This window comes from Agrobacterium sp. GW821-FHT02D03, from assembly GCF_059421725.1.
The window spans coordinates 1,659,485-1,679,081 of record NZ_JBWKVN010000001.1; the positions used below are offsets into that span (position 1 = coordinate 1,659,485).

Annotated in this window: 21 protein-coding genes; 11 read left to right on the forward strand and 10 right to left on the reverse strand. The window is 58.0% G+C overall.

What is annotated here, in order from left to right:
• The first annotated feature begins 18 nt into the window (after positions 1–18).
• The 8 genes from AC07U5_RS07740 to AC07U5_RS07775 all read left to right on the forward strand — a co-directional run bounded on the left by AC07U5_RS07740 (position 19) and on the right by AC07U5_RS07775 (position 8,521).
• A complete protein-coding gene (locus AC07U5_RS07740; RefSeq protein WP_494722678.1) occupies positions 19–1,191 on the forward strand; it encodes a D-alanyl-D-alanine carboxypeptidase family protein in 1,173 nt (390 codons plus the stop codon).
• Positions 1,192–1,300: 109 nt separating this feature from the next.
• Positions 1,301–1,969, forward strand: a complete 669-nt coding sequence (gene tmk, locus AC07U5_RS07745) for a dTMP kinase (RefSeq protein WP_494722679.1) — start codon at positions 1,301–1,303, stop codon at positions 1,967–1,969.
• Complete coding sequence (locus AC07U5_RS07750; protein WP_494722680.1) at positions 1,966–2,991, forward strand: DNA polymerase III subunit delta'; 1,026 nt, start codon at positions 1,966–1,968, stop codon at positions 2,989–2,991. The genes tmk and AC07U5_RS07750 overlap by 4 nt, the downstream gene beginning before the upstream one ends.
• A 34-nt stretch (positions 2,992–3,025) precedes the next feature.
• On the forward strand, positions 3,026–3,445 hold the full coding sequence (locus tag AC07U5_RS07755; RefSeq protein WP_494722681.1) for an NUDIX domain-containing protein: 420 nt from the start codon (positions 3,026–3,028) through the stop codon (positions 3,443–3,445).
• 100 nt (positions 3,446–3,545) lie between these two features.
• Positions 3,546–5,096: a methionine--tRNA ligase gene (gene metG / locus AC07U5_RS07760; protein WP_494722682.1), complete on the forward strand. Its 1,551-nt coding sequence runs from the start codon at positions 3,546–3,548 to the stop codon at positions 5,094–5,096.
• 8 nt (positions 5,097–5,104) lie between these two features.
• Positions 5,105–5,887: a TatD family hydrolase gene (locus AC07U5_RS07765; RefSeq protein ID WP_494722683.1), complete on the forward strand. Its 783-nt coding sequence runs from the start codon at positions 5,105–5,107 to the stop codon at positions 5,885–5,887.
• A gap of 3 nt (positions 5,888–5,890) precedes the next feature.
• The gene (locus AC07U5_RS07770) at positions 5,891–6,721 is read left to right on the forward strand and encodes an MBL fold metallo-hydrolase (protein WP_494722684.1); all 831 of its coding nucleotides are present in this window, start codon (positions 5,891–5,893) and stop codon (positions 6,719–6,721) included.
• 18 nt (positions 6,722–6,739) lie between these two features.
• A complete protein-coding gene (locus AC07U5_RS07775) occupies positions 6,740–8,521 on the forward strand; it encodes a chloride channel protein (protein ID WP_494722685.1) in 1,782 nt (593 codons plus the stop codon).
• A 149-nt stretch (positions 8,522–8,670) separates the two neighbouring features.
• Here the strand turns inward: AC07U5_RS07775 and AC07U5_RS07780 are convergent, their stop codons facing one another.
• From AC07U5_RS07780 to AC07U5_RS07800, 5 genes are all read right to left on the reverse strand, one after another.
• Positions 8,671–9,201, reverse strand: a complete 531-nt coding sequence (locus AC07U5_RS07780; RefSeq protein WP_494722686.1) for a hypothetical protein — start codon at positions 9,199–9,201, stop codon at positions 8,671–8,673.
• A 107-nt stretch (positions 9,202–9,308) separates the two neighbouring features.
• A complete protein-coding gene (locus AC07U5_RS07785) occupies positions 9,309–10,328 on the reverse strand; it encodes a GlxA family transcriptional regulator (RefSeq protein WP_494722687.1) in 1,020 nt (339 codons plus the stop codon).
• A gap of 21 nt (positions 10,329–10,349) precedes the next feature.
• Positions 10,350–10,472, reverse strand: a complete 123-nt coding sequence (locus AC07U5_RS07790; protein WP_494722688.1) for a hypothetical protein — start codon at positions 10,470–10,472, stop codon at positions 10,350–10,352.
• Positions 10,469–11,485, reverse strand: a complete 1,017-nt coding sequence (curA, locus tag AC07U5_RS07795; RefSeq protein ID WP_494722689.1) for an NADPH-dependent curcumin/dihydrocurcumin reductase — start codon at positions 11,483–11,485, stop codon at positions 10,469–10,471. Before curA ends, AC07U5_RS07790 begins: the two co-directional genes overlap by 4 nt.
• A gap of 443 nt (positions 11,486–11,928) precedes the next feature.
• Entirely contained in the window at positions 11,929–12,852 is a 924-nt protein-coding gene (locus AC07U5_RS07800) for an NADP-dependent oxidoreductase (protein WP_494722690.1), read from the reverse strand.
• 69 nt (positions 12,853–12,921) lie between these two features.
• On the opposite strand from AC07U5_RS07800, the gene AC07U5_RS07805 reads away from it, so the two are divergent.
• Both AC07U5_RS07805 and AC07U5_RS07810 read left to right on the forward strand, forming a co-directional pair.
• Complete coding sequence (locus tag AC07U5_RS07805; RefSeq protein ID WP_494722691.1) at positions 12,922–13,704, forward strand: AraC family transcriptional regulator; 783 nt, start codon at positions 12,922–12,924, stop codon at positions 13,702–13,704.
• A gap of 158 nt (positions 13,705–13,862) precedes the next feature.
• Complete coding sequence (locus AC07U5_RS07810) at positions 13,863–15,068, forward strand: MFS transporter (RefSeq protein ID WP_494722692.1); 1,206 nt, start codon at positions 13,863–13,865, stop codon at positions 15,066–15,068.
• A gap of 17 nt (positions 15,069–15,085) precedes the next feature.
• Here the strand turns inward: AC07U5_RS07810 and AC07U5_RS07815 are convergent, their stop codons facing one another.
• From AC07U5_RS07815 to crcB, 5 genes are all read right to left on the reverse strand, one after another.
• Positions 15,086–15,583, reverse strand: coding sequence for a hypothetical protein (locus tag AC07U5_RS07815; protein ID WP_111850660.1), 498 nt, complete (start codon positions 15,581–15,583; stop codon positions 15,086–15,088).
• An 83-nt stretch (positions 15,584–15,666) separates the two neighbouring features.
• A complete protein-coding gene (locus AC07U5_RS07820) occupies positions 15,667–16,452 on the reverse strand; it encodes an ATP12 family chaperone protein (RefSeq protein WP_494722693.1) in 786 nt (261 codons plus the stop codon).
• 12 nt (positions 16,453–16,464) lie between these two features.
• Positions 16,465–17,121 (reverse strand): HAD-IA family hydrolase, encoded by a 657-nt coding sequence (locus AC07U5_RS07825; RefSeq protein ID WP_494722694.1) that lies wholly within the window; start codon positions 17,119–17,121, stop codon positions 16,465–16,467.
• The gene (locus AC07U5_RS07830; RefSeq protein WP_062425328.1) at positions 17,118–18,110 is read right to left on the reverse strand and encodes an RluA family pseudouridine synthase; all 993 of its coding nucleotides are present in this window, start codon (positions 18,108–18,110) and stop codon (positions 17,118–17,120) included. Before AC07U5_RS07830 ends, AC07U5_RS07825 begins: the two co-directional genes overlap by 4 nt.
• A 62-nt stretch (positions 18,111–18,172) precedes the next feature.
• A complete protein-coding gene (gene crcB, locus AC07U5_RS07835) occupies positions 18,173–18,550 on the reverse strand; it encodes a fluoride efflux transporter CrcB (protein ID WP_062598390.1) in 378 nt (125 codons plus the stop codon).
• 609 nt (positions 18,551–19,159) lie between these two features.
• Here crcB and AC07U5_RS07840 point away from each other — a divergent pair.
• Entirely contained in the window at positions 19,160–19,588 is a 429-nt protein-coding gene (locus AC07U5_RS07840; protein WP_494722695.1) for a plastocyanin/azurin family copper-binding protein, read from the forward strand.
• Positions 19,589–19,597: the final 9 nt, after the last annotated feature.

Here is a 19,597-nt window from a genome sequence, read left to right on the forward strand (position 1 = left end):
ACGGCGGGCCGGCTTTTCATGGTGACTTTGATACCAAAAATCTTCCGGCGTCTCAGCCTCGTTGCGCTGGCGCTTGTCTGCTGCATCGGGACTGCATCTGCCCAATCCGGTGGTCTCGCCGTCAAGGCGCAGCAGGCCTATATGATCGACGCCGAAACGGGCACGGTTCTGCTATCGCTGAATGAAAACACCCAATTTCCACCTGCCTCTCTTGCGAAGCTGATGACGGTGGAAACCGTTCTGGATGCGCTGAAGAGTGGGCGCGTGACGCCGGAGACGGCTTATCCTGTCTCGGAATATGCCTGGCGAACGGGTGGTGCTCCGTCCCGAACGTCTACCATGTTTGCAGCACTGAAATCCTCCGTCGGGATCAATGATCTTCTGACAGGCATCGTGGTTCAAAATGCCAATGATGGCTGCATCATTCTGGCGGAAGGTATGACTGGCTCCGACGCGGCCTTCGCCAAGACGATGACGGAGCGGGCGAAAGCGCTTGGTCTGACGGGAAGCGTCTTTGCCAATTCCACCGGTCTTCCCGACCCGGCCAACAAGACGACCGCCAAGGACATGGTGACGCTGGCCAAGTATATTCGCGATACCTATCCGGATCGCTATAGCCTGTTCACCAAGCCGGATTTCGAGTGGAACCGCATCTTTCAGCGCAACAAGAATACGCTTCTTGCCGCTGATCTCGGCATCGATGGTCTTGGGCTGGGCTTTGCCGAGGGCCATGGCTATTCCGCTGTCATCTCCGCCGAACGAGACGGTCGCCGTATCTACCTGACGCTTGCCGGGATGGAGGACGACAAGACGCGGCAAGAGGAAGCCCGTCGCGTCGTCGAGTGGGGACTGACGGCGTTTCAAAAGCGCGAGCTGTTTCAAAAGAACGAGACCGTCGGCACTGTCAGCGTCTATGGCGGTGCTGCTTCGGCCATCGATCTTGCCGTGCATGAGACGGTAAGCGTGCTCGTGCCGCTCAACAACCCCGATCGGCTGTCGGGGCGGATCGTCTACAACTGGCCGCTCAACGCGCCGCTTGAGCCGGGTTTCAACGCTGCCACCCTTCGAATCTTCTCTGGTGAACGATTGTTGCGGGAAGTCCCACTCTATACGACGGCGGCCGTTGTGCCCGGCACGCTGACCCAGAATGCGGCAGGTGCCCTGAAAGAACTGCTGTTTTTCTGGCTCTGAAAAAGCGGGCAGCACGCCTGAAAAGGATGCGCAGCGTCGCCGAAGCGGTTTCGCGCCTTAGCGATATCGTCTAATAAGAAGCAAAAGCTGAGACCATCAGGAAGAGACATTGCCCCAAAAAGGACTGTTCATAAGCTTTGAAGGCGGCGAGGGCGCTGGCAAGTCCACGCAGATCCGTATTCTGGCGGACACCCTGCGCAGCCGTGGGCTGGAAGTTGTCGTCACACGCGAGCCTGGCGGTTCGCCGGGGGCTGAAGCCATTCGCCACGTGCTGCTCTCCGGGGCTGCGGAGGCGTTTGGCGTGCGCATGGAAGCAATGCTGTTTGCCGCAGCACGAAACGATCATGTCGAAGAGGTTATCCGTCCGGCACTCGAGAGCGGGGCGGTGGTTCTGTGCGACCGTTTTCTCGATTCGTCACGGGTTTATCAGGGAACGACTGGAAACCTGGAGACGGATTTTATCGAGACGCTGCAGCGTATCGCGGTGGACGGCACCATGCCTGATCTCACGCTGATCTTCGACATTCCAGCGGTGGATGGTCTTGCGCGGGCACGCAAGCGCGCCGATGATGGCGCGGCACCTGATCGGTTTGAGAAGGAAGAGCTGGAAACGCATGAAAAGCGGCGCGAAGCCTATCTCGATATTGCGCTGAACGAGCCCCGGCGTTGCCGGATCGTGGATGCCAAGCAGCCGCAAGAGAGGGTGACGGAAGACGTTCTGTCCATGGTCGAGCCGTTGCTGGAGCGTTTTGACCATCTTCCGGATGTGGCAAAATGAGTGAGACGCCCGGCGTTCTTGATGGTGCCATTGCCCCTCAGGATAATACGCGCCTTTTCGGTCATGAAGAGGCAGAGCAATTTCTGGCGCAGTCCTATCGCTCTGGCAAAGGGCACCATGCCGTTCTGATCGAAGGGCCGGAAGGGATTGGCAAGGCGACGCTCGCCTTTCGCTTTGCCAATCATGTTCTCACCCATCCCGATCCGGCGGAGGCGCCCGACCAGATTGTCGATCCTGAGCCATCCTCTTTCGTCAGCCGGCAGATTTCATCGGGTGCATCGCACAATCTCCTGCACCTGACTCGGCCAGTCGACGAAAAGACCGGAAAGACGAAGTCTGCCATCACCGTAGATGAGGTGAGGCGGGCAGGGCACTTTTTCTCGCAGACGTCGGGCACTGGCAACTGGCGGATCGTCATCATCGACCCGGCGGATGATCTCAACCGCAACGCTGCCAACGCGATCCTGAAAATCCTGGAAGAGCCGCCGAAACGGGCAATGTTTCTGGTGCTGTCCCATGCGCCCGGCAAACTTCTGCCGACCATACGATCGCGCTGCATGCCCCTGCGTCTCCAGCCTTTGGCTGACAGCGCCATGGAGCGTGCACTTGATAATCTCGGGCTGAGTGTCGCAGGCGACGAGCGCGAGGCGTTGCTACAAGCCTCCAAAGGCAGCGTCGCGCAAGCGCTGAAGCTCGTAAATTATGGCGGCTCCGATATCGTCGATGTCTTCAACGCCGTGATGAGGGCGGAAGGGCCTTCGGCGCGCAAGCAGATGCACAAGCTGGCCGATGCTTTGGCGCAGAAGGATGGCGACATCATTCTCGGATTTTTCATGGAACACGCGACCGAAGAGCTGATGCACCGCGCCAAAGCCGCGGCCATCGCCGGTGATCTGAGGGGCGCCGAGCGCCAGGCGCGCCTGTCGTCCTCGCTCTCCGAGCGTATTACGATTGCGCAGGCCTACAATCTCGACAAGAAGCAGATGGTGCTTTCCATTCTGGAAGATATGCGCTCGGTTTGATAATTTGTTCTCGTTTGGTGCGACAGAGGTGCGCATGGAGAAAGTCTGTCCGGTCGTCTGCCGTGAAACCTCAAGCGGTTGGCAAGTGCTCGGTTTCATCCATCCATCGGCGGGCAAGCAATTCGTCAAGGGAACGGTGGAGCAGGGCGAGACCTTGGAGGACGCTGCCAAGCGCGAGCTTGAGGAGGAAAGCGGCCTTATCGTCGGTTCTCCTATGATCTTTTTGGGTACGAGCCTTATCGGTCCGGGCAGCGTTTCTTGGCACTTTTTTGGCCATCTGGAAAGGTCGCTGCCAGATTCGTGGAATCATGTGACCGCTGATGATCACGGTCATACGTTTTCTTACTTCTGGCATCCGCTTGAGCAGCCGTTGGGCAGCGATTGGCATGTTACTTTCCACGAGGCATTCGCATTTTTTGGTCCACGGCTTCGTGAGTTAGGTTGGGGTCTCTAAGCCGCCAGTGATAGTCCGCTACGCTTTTGCTTTCGCTTGTGCGAACAATAGGCTAAAGCGGTCTAACTCAAAAATCAGACCGTAAAGCCGATCGAGCGTCATGACAGACAAGACCCCTTTTTACATCACCACCGCGATTTCCTACCCAAACGGCAAGCCTCATATCGGCCATGCCTATGAGCTGATCGCGACGGATGCCATGGCGCGGTTTCAGCGTCTGGATGGGCGGGATGTGTTCTTTCTGACGGGCACCGACGAGCACGGGCAGAAGATGCAGCAGACGGCGCGTGCGGAAGGCATTTCGCCGGAAGAACTGGCGAAGCGCAATTCCGATCAGTTTCGCGAGATGGGCAAGCTGCTGAATGCCTCCAATGACGATTTCATCCGTACCACGGAAGAGCGTCACCACGAGACGTCGCGCAACATCTGGAACCTGATGTCAAATGCCGGTGACATCTACAAGGATAGCTACGCGGGATGGTACTCGGTCCGCGACGAGGCCTATTACGCCGAGGACGAAACCGAGGTGCGCGCCGATGGCGTTCGCTACGGGCCGCAAGGCACGCCGGTGGAGTGGGTCGAGGAGGAAAGCTACTTCTTCAAGCTCTCCGAGTACCAGGATAAGCTCCTGAAGCACTATGAGGAGAATCCCGATTTCATTGGTCCGGCCGAGCGCCGAAATGAAATCATCTCCTTCGTCAAATCGGGTCTGAAGGATCTTTCCGTTTCGCGCACGACCTTCGACTGGGGCATCAAGGTGCCGAACGATCCGAAGCATGTGATGTATGTGTGGGTGGATGCGCTGACCAACTACATTACCGCGACCGGCTATATTGAAGACAAAAATGGCCCGCGGGCAAAATACTGGCCGGCTGATGTGCACATCATCGGCAAGGACATTATCCGCTTCCATGCCGTCTACTGGCCAGCTTTCCTGATGAGCGCGGGGCTGCCGCTGCCAAAGCGGGTCTACGCGCATGGCTTCCTGCTCAACAAGGGCGAGAAGATGTCGAAGTCGCTCGGCAATGTGGTCGACCCGGTCAATCTGGTAAACCATTTCGGCCTTGATCAGGTACGCTATTTCTTCCTGCGCGAAGTCTCGTTCGGCCAGGATGGCAGCTACAGCGAGGAGGGTATTGCGACCCGCATCAATGCCGATTTGGCAAATGGTATTGGCAACCTCGCCAGCCGTTCGCTCTCCATGATCGTCAAGAACTGCGATGGGCAGATCCCCACACCAGGCGCTTTCACGGATGAAGATAAGGCCATGCTTGCTGCGGCCGACGCGCTTCTGGCAAGCTGCCGCGACGAGATGAACAAGCAGATGATCCACAAGGCCTTGGCCTCGATTATCGCTGTTGTTTCCGAGACGGACCGCTATTTCGCCAGCCAGGAACCTTGGGCGCTAAAGAAGACCGATCCGGAGCGGATGGGCACCGTGCTTTATGTGACGGCGGAAGTCGTGCGCCAGATCGGCATTTTGCTGCAGCCCTTCATGCCGGCTTCGTGCGAGAAGCTTCTCGATCTCGTGGCTTCACCTGCCGACAAGCGGGATTTCGCGGCGCTTGGAGAAGCTGGCCGTCTGGTGCCCGGTACGCCGCTTGAGGCGCCAAAGCCGGTCTTCCCGCGTTATGTGGCGCCGGAGGCGTGAAGCACAGCATGCTGATCGATACCCATTGCCATTTGGACTTTGCCGATTTTGATGCCGAGCGCGACGACATCATCGCGCGCGCGCATGCGTTGGGCGTTGCCCAGATGGTGACGATCTCGACCCGTGTTCGGCGCTTACCCGACCTGTTGAAGATCGTAGAGGCATATCCGTCCGTTTTCTGTTCGGTCGGTACGCATCCGAACAATGCCGACGAAGAGTTGGATATTTTAACGGACGACCTCGTGCGGCTTGCCAACAGCCATGACAAGATCGTGGCGATCGGCGAGGCGGGTCTGGATTACTTCTATGATACGCAGAAGCCGGAAGACCAGAAAACCGGCCTGCGGCGCCACATCGAAGCGGCGCGTATCACCAAGCTCCCGCTCGTCATTCACAGCCGCAGCGCCGATGATGACATGATCGCAATCCTGCGCGAGGAAAGCGGGAAGGGGGCCTTCCCCTTCATTCTCCATTGCTTCTCTGCAGGTCCCGATCTTGCAAAGACTGGTGTCGAGCTTGGCGGCTACGTGTCCTTCTCCGGCATTCTGACCTTTCCGAAGTCGCAGGACATCCGCGATATCGCCGCGACCGTTCCGCTGGACCGGCTGCTGGTGGAGACGGATGCGCCGTATCTTGCGCCGAAGCGCTGGCGTGGGAAGCGCAACGAGCCATCCTACGTCGTCAACACGGCTGAGGTACTGGCCGAGGTTCACGGCCTCTCCTACGAGAAAATGGCCGAGATCACCACGGACAACGCGTTTCGCTGTTTTTCGAAAATGACAAAGGTCTGATCCTTGGCATTATACCGGCGTCGCTTCACCATTCTTGGCTGCTCGTCTTCTCCTGGCGTTCCGCGCATCAATGGAGACTGGGGTGCCTGCGACCCGACCAACCCGAAAAACAGACGCACCCGTGCCGCGTTCCTGATCGAGCAGATCGCGCCAGACGGCGGTGTAACGACGGTCGTTGTCGATACCGGTCCGGATTTTCGCGAGCAAATGATTGCTGCCGGGGTCAAGACGATCGATGCCGTGATTTACACCCATCATCATGCGGATCATCTGCACGGGATCGATGACATGCGCGGCTACTTTATCACCTCCGGAAGCCGGATACCGATCTATGCCGAGCCGGACACGATGCAACGCATTCGCGACGGCTTTCCTTACTGTCTTGAGACGCCCGTCGGCAGCAACTATCCGCCGATCATTGAACCCCATCTGATCGAGGATCTGGATCAGGACATCGTCATCGACGGCGAGGGTGGTCGTCTGCGGATCACGCCGCACCTGCAGCAACATGGCGATATCATCTCGCTTGGATTTCGCATCGGGGATGTGGCCTACTGCACCGATGTCAGTGATTTTCCACCAGAATCCGTAGCGAAACTTCAAAATCTCGACACGATTGTCATCGACACGTTGCAGTATCGCTATCACCCCAGCCATCTTTCGCTTGAGCAGTCGCTCGCCTGGATCGAAATGCTTGGCGCCAAGCACGCGATATTGACGCATATGCACACGCCACTGGATTATGAAACCGTCTTGCGGGAAACGCCGGACCACGTCGAACCCGGCTATGATCAGATGCGTTTCGAAGTGGAATCGGCGGACGAGCGCCTGTAGCTGCAACAGAGGAATGCAATGTCGACCAAGCCCTTCCGCGCCCCCAGCATGGCGAGCTTTTTCGACAATATCCGCAGCGGTCGACTGCGTGCTCTGTTCCGTCGTGGCGAACTTGCGCTCGTCATTCTCGCAATCCTCGTGGGTGCCGCCGCAGGTCTTCTCGTTGCGTTGATTGGCGCGCTGAGCACGGCGCTTCACGTTTTCGTTTTTGGGGTCGAGAGGCTGAGCAGCAGCAATCTCACCGGTTGGATCGTGCTGGCCGGGCCAGTGGTTGGCGGTGTCGTTCTCGGCTTGATTCTCTTCATTCTCTCCCGAACCCGCAAGAAGCCGATGGTCGACCCGATCGAGGCCAATGCGCTGCATGGCGGGCGTCTGTCCTTGACCGACAGTATCATCGTCTGCGTGCAGAACATCGTCTCCAACGGCTTTGGCGCCTCTGTCGGCCTTGAGGCCGGCTATACGCAGGTCGCCAGTGGCGTCGCGTCGAAGCTCGGTCTTAATTTGAAGCTGAGGCGAGGGGACATGCGCATCCTTGTTGGATGCGGCGCCGCCGGCGCCATTGCTGCCGCCTTCAACGCGCCGTTGACGGGTACGTTCTACGCCATCGAGTTGATCATCGGCACCTATACGATCGTCACGCTTGCACCGCTGATCGTCTCAGCGCTGGTGGCGAATATCGTGGCAGGTCTCGTTTCACATCATGGGATCAATATCGATGTTGTTGGCTCCAGTACGGTGACGCCGACGGATTATGTGCCGGCCATCTTCCTCGGCGTTGTGTGCGCAGGCATCGGCATCGTTCTGATGCAGGCCGTATCCTTCATCGAGGAGACCGCACGCAAAAGCGCCATTCCACTTTGGCTTCGCCCAACACTCGGTGGTCTCGTGGTTGGCGCATTGGCATTGATTTCACCGCAGGTGCTGTCCAGTGGCCATGGCGCGCTGCATCTCAATCTCGATGCGAACATCACACTGTTTGGTCTTGTGGGGCTGTTTCTGCTCAAGGCGACGGCCAGTGCGGTCTCCATCGGATCGAGCTTCCGTGGCGGCCTGTTTTTCGCGTCGCTGTTCATGGGCTCGCTGCTGGGCAAGATTTTTGCGATCTGCGCACCATATATCGGCTATGGCGCCACGCAACCGGTCGTCTACGCCGTTATCGGCATGAGCGCCTTTGCTGCCGCTATCATCGGTGGCCCTTTGACGATGACGTTTCTTGCCCTGGAGTTGACCGGTGATTTCCAGATCACTGCGCTTGTGCTGGCCGCCGTGATCACCACATCGCTCGTGGTGCGAACCACCTTCGGCTACTCCTTCGCCACATGGCGTTTTCACCTGCGCGGAGAAAGCATTCGTAGCGCGCATGACATCGGCTGGATCCGCGACCTGACCGTTGGCAAGATGATGCGTGCCGATATCCGCAAAGCCAACCTCAGCATGGGCCTTGAAGCCTTCAAGGAAAAGTTTCCGCTCGGCTCGACCCAACGCGTCATCATGACTCACGACGACGGTCGCTATGCAGGCATGATTCTGGTGCCGGAAATCTACGCCGACCCGATGGAGCGCGACGCATCGAAGATCGAACTTGAAACATACCTGCATTACAAGAACGACGTTCTTCTGCCGACCATGAACGCGCGCCAGGCCGCGGCCGCTTTCGACAACACCGAAAGCGAAGCACTGGCCGTCGTCAACGACAAGGTGGAGAACCGGCCGGTGGGACTGCTGACGGAAAGCCACACGTTGCGCCGCTACAGCGAAGAACTGGAGATGCGACGCCGCGAGGCTTCGGGTGAGATTTGAGGAGCAATTTCGTCAATTGGGCAAAAGCTTGCGCTTGCCGGCCATCATATCAAAATAGTTCCATAATCTATATTATGCGATCTTTGTGCTTAAGGCTATTTGGGTTTGAGACCTTGGGACCGGACAGGAATGCAATACTCCCCCCTCACTCACGTCGACCAACTCTTCTCTTTCTGCGATCGGGGCTCAATTTCGGTGATTGGTGACAGCGTAGGATTTTGCGTCAGATATTCGCTAAGTTCTGGGTCTTCCACGTACCGGATTTGCTCGTCACGTATCTCGTATTGATTGCCGAGTTCAACGCGCAGGATCGCGAGTAAACGGTCCACGTCATCATTAAATCGGTCACAAAGCGCTTGGCTCCACAAGCTTGGATCAGGCGGATATATAGGGTTGAGGTAGCGGGAGTGCTGGAAGTCCAACCGATCCCGAAGAGTTTGAGCGACTTCCGAAAGCCCTAGCGGCGGACGTACACTAACTCTTCCTTCGAGGTCGAAAGTGAATGCATCAACTGGCCCTACATCTAGACGAGCAAGTGTCGCTTCATCACCAGCCCACAGGCAGCCACTGGCACCATAGTCGAAGAAGAACCGTAGCACGCCTTTAGACATAGATTTCCTATCGTGAGCTTTATCGATGCTCAGGAACAAGGTGAGTCCACTTAGCTTCTGTTGGAACATCACCGGGTCTGTTGTGGTTTAAAACTGAGATTGAGCGGCAATCACGGGATCTAACGTAGCCTCGGGCTTCGGTCTCGAGATCAATTCCTAGTCTTACAATTTGCTCTTCAGTTACCCTGCTCCTCACATTTCGCCCCTCGCCTCGCCCTGGCACTCGATGGCGTTTCACCAAACGCCAGCTTGAACGACTTGGTGAAATGCGACGGATTGACGTATCCGACGTCGAAGGCGACTTCAGTGATTTCGCGGTCTGTGTTCGTCAGAAGCTCAAAGGCTCGCTCGAGGCGCAGTTGGCGGTAAGCGGCGGCTGGGGGCATTCCTATCGTTATTTCAAAGAGACGTTCCAATTGTCTGCGGGAGAGACCGACCGACTTGGCGAGCCGTTCGGTGTTTATATCGCCGGAGAGGTGTTGCTCCATCGTAATCAGCGAGGCGAGGACACGCGGCTCCTTGACCTGCATCTTCAGGGGTTGGCGGGATTGCGGCGCGTTTGAGCTTCGCACCCTATCCATCTGCAGAACCTCCAGCGCATTGCGGGCGGCGTCGCGGCCGATGTGACGCTCGACGATGACATTTGCCAGATCTGCGGAACTGCTGCCGCCAGCACAAGACCCTCTTCGACCTTCAAGATGAAACAAGCGATCGGGTCGCACGACGAGATGCGGGAAACGCTCCTGAAAGGCTTGGTAATGGAGCCAACTGACGCAGACTTCGTGGCCGTCAAGCAGCCCTGCTTCGGCCAGAATGAAAGAGCCGGTGCAAACACCGATCATTCTCACGCCCTTGGCTGCTGCAGATTTCAGGAAGGTCACGGTGGCGTGATCGACGGGTTCGGGCACGCGTAGCAAGCCGCCCACCACGACGATGTAATCAAAGTTGGACGGGTCGATGAAGTCACTTGTCGGTGCGATCTGGACACCGCAGCTTGAGGTGATGAGATGCCTAGTACTCCCGAGCACGTGCCAGTCGGCAAATACGCGGCCTGAATGGTCCGTTTCGTCACTTGCCAGCCGCAACGTGTCGATGAACAAGGCAAATGGTGAAAGCGTGAAGGATTTGGCCAGAACAAAGCCAACCTTCAACCGCTTCGCTGGCAAACTATCTTGACGATTTGGGAGGTGTTTCATCTTTGATCCTCCGAAATCTTGTCACATGATCTGAAAGGCCCGTGCAAGCAAATAGTGGTGCTGCGCAAGGCGCGGGGCTGCCAACGGGACAGAGTTGCTCTGGCGCCGCATGCCGTGGCGCACGATGCCAGAACGGGCTGTCATTCGGCAATCTTGACCAGCAGCTTACCAAAGTTGCCGCCGGAAAGCATGGCGATGAAGGCCTCGGGAGCCTTTTCCAGTCCCTCCACAATGTCTTCTCGGTAATGGATGTCGCCAGCGGCCACACGAGGACCGATCTCAGCCAGAAACTCGTCGAAATGGTCTTTCGCGAATTCGATCTGAATGAAGCCACGCACGAGGATGCTCTGGCGAAGGATGGTCGACATTGTCGCCGGGAGGCGATCCTTATCGCCAGCGCCGGCGCCATTATAGTGTGCGACGAGCCCGCAGACGGGGACGCGCGCAAACTGGTTGAGAAGCGGAAGTACGCCATCCCACACGCGACCGCCGACATTTTCGAAGTAGACATCGATGCCATCGGGGCAAGCGGTTTTCAGGTCCGCTTCGAAGTTCTCCGAGCGGTGATCGACAACAGCGTCAAACCCAAGCTCGTTTTTCACGAATGCGCATTTCTCCTTGCCGCCAGCGATACCGACGGCGCGGGCACCGGCAAGCTTTGCCAGTTGTCCGACCATCGAGCCCACCGGTCCCGACGCTGCGGCAACGGCGACCGTTTCACTCGGCTTGGGCTGGCCAATGAACTTCAGTCCGGCCCATGCGGCGAAGCCTGGCATGCCAAGCGCGCCCAGCGATGTGGTGATCGGCGCGCCGTGGGTTTCGACGCGGCGGAGTTGGTCGCCATTGATGACCGCGTGACTGCTCCAGCCTGTCCTGCCGCGGACGATGTCTCCCGGTGAAAAGTCGTTGTGTCTGGATTTGACGACCTCGGAGATCGCCTCTCCTTCCATGACGCCGCCGACGGGAACCGGTGCTGCATAGGATTTCGCGTCGCTCATGCGACCACGCATATAGGGATCGAGGGAGAGATAGAGAGCCTTGACGGTGACGTCGCCCTCGCCTGCCTCGGGAAGTTCGAACGCCTCGGTGCGGAAATTATCAGATCCTGGTTGCCCAGCGGGTCTGCTTGCGAGAACGATACGGCGTGCAGAAGTCATCTGATGTTCCTCTTGTTCAGCATCAGACTTATCTAGGAAGCCCGGCAGCGTTTCCAAGTCGAGTCATCGCGAGCGAGCCCGCGATTGCTCAAGATCGGCGTAGCGCACGCCAGATGGTTCTGCAGAGTGGGATCGCCAAGAGGACGCCGATCGTCGCCATAACACCTGCGAGGACCATCGCAAACTTTGCGTCGTAACAGTCGTTTCCATCGGGGCACTGAGATTGCGCCGCAGAGTATGCGGCAAGGCCAACAACGCCAAACAAGCACAGCAATGACACGCCCGCCAATGCAGCAATAATGACAATTAAACTTGGCATGGGTCCCGCGGCACAAAAATCTTCAGACTATATCGACGACCATATCGTGTGCCGCCCAGTTCGCCCATAGTAAAATGGGCGGAATCGGATCGAACTCAAGCGCCAACATACGAGACGAAAGCGGTTACTCCGGGACTGTAAGAACGATCTTGCCGCGGGTGCGACCGGCCTCCGATATTGCAAATGCGTCTCGAACGTCCGCAAAAGGCAAGACCGCATCAATATATGGCGTGACTTTCCCTTCCTCGACCAAGCGGGCAATTTCTTTCAGACTTAGAGCGTTTGGAACGGTGAAGGATCGTTTAGCACTGACGCTGTATTGCTCGGCCTCGTCCTGAGGAAATGCCACGACCGTGATCATCTTGCCGCCCTTCCTCAGGGTTTGTAATGCCCGATGGTAAACCTTACCGCCCATCGTATCGAGAACGACATCCATGTCAGTGGCAATGTCTTCGAAGTCCTGGCGGGTATAGTCGATGAAGTGATCGGCGCCCAAGTCACGCACGAATTTTTCGTTGCGACCAGATGCGACTGCGGTCACCTGAGCGCCGCGGGCCTTGGCAAATTGAATGGCCAGAGAGCCGACGCCACCGGAGCTGTTGGTGATCAGCAGCCGTTGGCCTGCCGAGAGTTTCGCCTCGTCGAACAGTGCTTGCCAGGCGGTTGTCCCGGCCAGCGGGATCGCTGCGGCTTCGACGACGCTCAAGTTTTTCGGTTTGAGCACCAGATGATCTGCGTTGATGACAGCGTATTGCGAAAATGCGCCAGATGGTACCATGCCGAATACTGCATCACCTTTTTGAAATTGACTGACGCCGGCACCGCAGGTTTCTATCGTGCCAACGACTTCGCTGCCTAGCCGTATGGGTAGCGTCATTCCCATCCGTTCACCGGCGCCACCGCGGATTTTCCAGTCGATCGGATTGACGCCCGCAGCGTGCACCTTGACCAGCACTTCACCAGCCGCCGGTTCTGGCCGGAGAACGTCTGTGACCTCTACGACATCGTTGGAGCCGTATTCCCGGATCAGGACAGTTTTCATTTCCATCTATCAAACCTTGCCTTGATTGCCTTGTATTCCTCATGTTAGCCAACTTCTTCTTCGATGTGGCGCCAAATGGCATCGCGCAAAGGCCAAACCGACGTGCAGCAGCTCTTCACGATTCACCGTGCTTCAAAGCCAAGAGGCGCTGGCTTGCCGCTTCATACGCATGACGAAGCGCAACTGATCTTTGCTGCCTCCGGCATGGTGCAGGTGCATACGGAACGGGGTGTTTGGTTGGTGCCGCCGCAGCTTGTCGGGTGGATCCCTGGAGGCGTGTCTCATCGGCTCGACATCCTCAGCGATGCAGAGCTTTGGTTGGTGCTATTGCATAAGCAGGCATTGCAGGATTGGGCGCCCTCGTCTTTCCCTGATCGCGCCTTCGTTTCGCGGATCGCACCTTTGCTTCGCGCCCTGCTTGATGAGGCCATCGCTATCGACCCGGCGTCGGAAAAGGCTGAGCTCGTCGTCAGGCTGATATTGTATGAACTGACCGCAACGCAGGATGCCCCAACTTTCTTGCCTCTTCCACAAAGCGTTCTGGGTCGGCGGCTGGCTGAGATTGCAATCGCGGATCATCGCAACGCTCTTGATCTGAGCGACCTGGCATCGCGCGCTGCGACGTCTGTGCGCTCCGCCAGCAGGCTCTTTCCAACGGAAACGGGGATGACGCTCAAGGCGTGGCGACAACGGGTCCGGATCGTCTGGGCGATGGAGCAGCTTTCTCGTGGTGAGTCGATTGCGCGCGTGGCAACACAGGCCGGCTTTGCCAGCACTGCGGCATTTTCGGCCGCCTTCCGGCAGGTCACATCGATGACGCCGACGGCCTTTATCGGAGATCCGACGTCCGCTTCGTGATCGGCCCCTGCGAAACATTCCCGCAGGTCAAAAGCGACTTTTGTTGCTTCTACCGTCGCTTAAGTCCGCCAAACAATTCTCCGGGATAGTGGCGTTGCGCCTCTGGCCAGGCACGCTATGGTGGCCTCCCATTCCCTTATGGAACTCCACTCGATCCGATGACATTCCGCAGCCGCCTGATTCTCTACGCCTTGCTGACCTCCCTCACCTCGCTCAGCATCGATGCTTTGCTGCCGGGGCTGAGGCAGATCGGACTGGAGCTGGGCGTGGCGCCGCCACTCTCCACCCATCACGTGATCTCGCTGTTCATCTTCGGCATGGCCTTTGGCGAACTTGTCATCGGCCCTCTCTCGGATGCGTTCGGGCGCAAACAAGCACTCCTTGGCGGACTTTGCGTCTATCTCATCGGAACAGTCGTCGCACTTTTTGCCCAGTCTCTGGAAATGGTGCTCATAGGCCGGTTCCTGCAAGGTGTGGGCGTCTCGGGTCCGAAGATTGCGACCCGCGCCATGATCCGTGACCAGTTCGAGGGCGATGCCATGGCGCGTGTGATGTCGTTTATGTTCACGCTGTTTATCCTGGTCCCAATGCTGGCTCCCGCTCTGGCGCAGGCGCTTATCGCCATAGCCGGCTGGCGCAGTGTGTTTGTTGCCTATTTCGTCATCGCCGTGCTGCTCGGCGCGTGGGTTGCTGCTCGTCATCCCGAAACGCTGCCAGTGGCACGGCGTATTCCATTTCGGCCACGCCTGCTGTTCCTGAACGCGCGGCGCATTCTCTCCAGCCCTCGCGTGACGCTGCTGATCATCGCCACCGGACTGGTTTTCGGGGCGCAGCTCCTCTATCTCAGCACGGCTGCGGATCTTTTCTTCGAGGCCTACGGCGTGAACGAGGGCTTCCCGCTGTACTTCGCGGCTCTGGCTCTTGCGATGGGCCTTGCCTCCTTCACCAATGCGAGGCTGGTCCAGCGCCTTGGCGTGGTCACGATGGCGCGTGCCGGTTTTATTGGTCTAACAGCGGTGTCTCTCTTGATGGTGATTGCGACTTTCTGCGCAGAGGGTGTGTTGGCCTTCGAGGTATTCTTGACGCTGCTGTCCCTCGCCTTCTTTGCGATCGGTATCCTGTTCGGCAATCTCAACGCCCTCGCCATGCAGACACTAGGAAACGTTGCGGGGTTTGGGGCATCCTTGATCGCGTCGGGGTCAAGCCTCGTTGCCACACTGTTTGCAGTTGGTTTCGGCGGCTTTTACAGCGGCGACACCACTTACCTCGCAGTCGGATTCTTTGCAGCGGGACTGTCTTCACTCGTTCTTGCCGAGATCGCCATCAGAAGAAACGAGTTGCCGGTCGTTGGCGTCGCCCTATGACGCGCGTGGTGGCGGGCTTACCGGCTCCCGGGAAACAGGGCGGTCGCGAGCGTCGATGGTGCGGTTCGATTCAGCTTAAACTCGGATATCACCCGCTCCGCCACGCCGAAGGCCAGATCACGCTCTATCGACGAGGCATCGATACCGATTGCCGTGACGGTAAATTTCGCCTCCGCGATGACCTCGCCTGTCTGCACCGCCGCTGCGCGCACTACGGCCTTCACCGAGGCACGTTGGCCTAGAAGCAAGGAGCCTCTGGTATAGGATTCGAGCCGGATGGTCAGCACGACGCGGGGTCGCGCACGCACCCTCACTGTGTCGTTGATGGCATTGGCGACCTGATAATGGATCGACTGCATAAGCTCCGGCGAGACGTCCGGCCGGGCGGCAACGAAAGCGCCCCGCACGTCATAGATCAGCCGGTCTCGCTCGCCCGTTTCAGGTCCAAGCCTGAAAGACATGAGTGCGAGCGACGCCAGCAAAACCATGCCGAAACGCTTCAGTTGCCGATACAAGAAAGACGCCTCCCCTAAGGTAACCCTCAGGGTGCATCTTCATCCATCGTGGTTAAAAATGCTCTAAGTCGTGACGACGACCTTTACCGCGCTGCAGCAAGAACACGCGCGGCTGCGCGCATGTCGGTAAAGCGCACGGCGCGGCGCTGCTGCGCCTCTTCGTCCTCGCCCCACTGTTCGGCAGTCCAGTCTTCGTCGAGATGAGCGAGTGCCCAGACCTCTTCGAGGGATTTCTCCCCTTCAGCTAGGGCGAGCGCAAGAAGCGCCGATCCGGTGAGCGTGGTCATGGTGTGGAGAGCCGCAAGCTCGATCGGCGTATCGTATTTGCGCAGAGTGACGGCAAAGGCCGCCACGGCTTCCCGCGGTTGTTCCTGGTGCATCACGCCTTCGATCAGGATGAAGCGTGCTCCAAGCGTGTTCGCAGCCCAGTCGATGACTTGGTCCCATTGCTCGCTCTGTCGCTCGACAAGGGCTTCCGGCTCGCCCGCGCGGTAACACAAGAGGTCGCCGGAAGAGAAGCGAAGGATATCTTCGAAGACTGCCTGCGGATCATTGGCAATGCCATCAATCGCCGTATTGATGTGACGGGAGACCGGCATGGTCGCCGGGTCTATCACCTCCGCCTGCAAATCCCACTCATCGCGCATCAAGACGGCAAGTGCTTTCGTCGGTACGGAAAGTGCATGTTTCGCTGGGGTGCGCAGCGTCTTGCCGTCTAGACGGATTGTAAACGCTCCGTCGTCCAGTTCCTCAACGGTGACATCCTTGTAGAAACGCTTGGGTAGCGGCTTCTGCATCTGGATCTGCGCCCGGCGGATCGGGTCTGGATGGCTCAAGCCCTCCGAAAGATCGTTCAGCAAATCACGCATCTTCTGTCCTTATCAGCCCGGTATGTGGCCGGGAATTTCGCTTGGATGGTTGACGATCGCATCTGCACCTGCAGCCCAGAGCGCGTCGACGGAGGCATAGCCCCAGGCAACGCCGATTGCCTTGGCACCGGCGGCTTTTGCCATCTGCATATCGTAGATCGCATCGCCGATGACGATCGTATCGGCCGGAACCATCCCGGTCTCGTTGCAGCATTCGCTGACCATGGCCGGATGGGGCTTCGAGGGGCAGTCATCGGCCGTGCGCGACACGATGAAATGGTTGCGAAAGCCGTGCGTGTCCATGATGAGGTTGAGGCCGCGCCGGGATTTGCCGGTCACAGCACCCATCAAGAGTTCTTCCCGCTCGGAGAGCTTCGCAATCATCGCCATGATACCGTCGAAGACCGGTTCCTGAAAGCCAGCTTCAGCGCGCGTCTCCGCAAAGATCGCCTTATAATGCGCCGTCATGGCCGTCGCCTCGTCATCCACATGCGTCTTGCCCTGCATGCGGGCAATCGCGATGTCGAGCGTCAGTCCAATGATGGACTTCGTCAGCGACACCTCAGGCCGTGGATATCCAAAATGCACAAAGGTGCGCGCCATGACTTCATGGATGAGACCAACGCTATCGACCAGCGTGCCATCGCAATCAAAAAGAACAAGCTTCATTGATCGTCCCTGTCACCATCGGCAACGTCGAGGCCGAGAAGATTCCACGTCTGCACCATATGCGGCGGCAAAGGTGCGCTGACCCGGAGGCGCCCGCCTGAGGGATGGGGAATGTCGATGTGGCGCGCGTGCAGATGCAGGCGTTTCTGGATGCCGCCGGGGAAATCCCAGTTCGGGTCTTCGATATAGTATTTGGGATCGCCGATAATCGGATGGCCCATATGCAGCGCGTGGACGCGCAACTGGTGGGTACGGCCGGTATAGGGCTCCATCTCCAGCCAGGCGAGGTTCTGCGCTGCGGTATCGATCACCCGGTAGTAGGAGATGGCGTGGTCGGCACCCTCCTCGCCGTGTTTGGCAATGCGCATGCGGTCGCCGTCCGGCGTCTGCTCTTTCACCAGCCAGCTTGAGATCTTGTCCTGGTGTTTGCGCGGCACGCCTTTGACCAACGACCAATAGGTCTTCTTGGTATCGCGCTCACGAAAGGCCGCAGTCAGCTTCTGTGCTGCGCCGCGTGTGCGCGCGACGACGAGAACGCCCGACGTATCGCGGTCGAGGCGATGCACGAGACGGGGCTTTTCGCCCTTCTGGCTCGTCCAGGCTTCCAGAAGACCGTCGATGTGGCGGTTTACGCCCGAGCCGCCCTGCACTGCGATGCCGGCTGGCTTGTTGAAGACAAAGACCTTGTCGTCTTCATGCAGCAACATGCGCTTGAGAAGATCACCGTCTTCCGAATGCTTCAAATCCTTGGAGCCGATGGGACCGCTCTTGACCTTGGCGTCGACATCGAGCGGCGGCACGCGGACCATCTGCCCCGGTTGAACCCGAGCATCGGTCTTGACCCGTCCACCATCCACACGAACCTGGCCGGATCGCATCAGCTTCTGCAGCTGGCCAAACCCCAGTCCCGGATAGTGGATCTTGAACCAGCGGTCGAGACGCATTCCGGCCTCGTCGGCCTCTACCTTGATGTGCTCGATACCTGCCATGGCAATTCCAGTCTTTCTTTTCTGATCTGCCGCCTCGTTCCTGTGCGGCCTTTGCCTTGCCTTTAAAACAAAGCGCGGCCCAAGGCCAGCCCGGCGAAGATCGCAGCAAAAGAAACCAGCAGGCTGGCCAGCAGATAGAGCGCTGACAGGCCGACTTCACCACGTTCGAACAGCACCATCGTGTCCAGCGTGAAGGACGACCATGTGGTGAAGCCTCCGAGAATACCGGTAACGATGAAGGCTCGCATCTCATTGGAGGCGTCGAAACGGCGCGCGACCATTTCGACCAGAAGGCCGATCGCAAATGCGCCAACGACGTTCACAGTCAGCGTGCCCCAAGGGAAATTCGGCCCGGCAAGACGCGTCGCCCAAAGCCCGACGAGATAGCGGCCGACTGAGCCGATGGCGCCGCCGATGGCGACGAGAAGAATGTTCGACATGCAAAGACGCTCCGGTCCTAATGCTAGACGCTGATGACCCGTCAGCTTTAAGTCATGGCGATGGATTTAGAAATATGCTGGCGATAGTGGTCCGGCCCCGGTGGTGATTAAAATGCACATCAAATTCAACCTGAAGGTTTAGCCGAAGCTAAATCTCGCCTTGTTACATTGCTGTCCATTATTACTATCGAGGTCTGGCAATGTGGCAGGTTTGGTCGGTTTCCGCGAATATCGCGGCGTATGCGTCTGAGGGCGCAAAATCTCCGCAGCGCGCTTCGCGCAAAGCGGAGGTCGAAAAGGCTGCCAAGGAATTGAAGCAGATCACGCGCAACGATGGGTCGGAACATACATTGATGAACCTGACAGCCGCGGCGCCGTCCCTTTCCCTCTTCACATCCGGGCGACAAAACCCTCAGGCGACATTGGAGCAGGCTCGGCATGCTTATGAGGAAGATTGGGACACGTCCGACTAAGGCCTATCGCGATCTTTCAGATTCGGTCATATGCTTCAGGACCATGCTTTAAGCTTCGGCCTTCATAACGACGTTCAGATTCCTGTCAGGCAAATCACCCAACTTCTTTTCGTAATCACTGAAACAGAGGTTGATCATGAAGACCCTAGCAAAATTGACGATGGCAGCGGTCGCTGCCTTTACCCTCGCAGCTCCGGCATTCGCCGCAACCGCCATCATGGTTCATGAAGGCGGCGAAGGCGGGCAGCCGATGACGCTGACACTCGATAAGCCCAGCGTCAAAGCGGGAGAAGCCGTCTTCATGGTTCACAACGACGCCGTCTCGGAAGATCACGAGATGGTTCTCGTCAAGCTGAAGTCACCCGACGAGGCGATTCCCTTCGACGGGGCAAAACATCGCATCGATGAAAAGAAGCTGAAGAGCCTTGGCGAAGTGGCGGATTTGAAACCCGGCAAGGACGGCCAGTTGAAAGCCAAGCTGACGCCCGGCACCTACCTGCTTTTTTGCAACATCAAGGGTCACTACGAGGCCGGAATGCAGGCGAAGCTCACGGTCACGAAGTAAGAACGATTT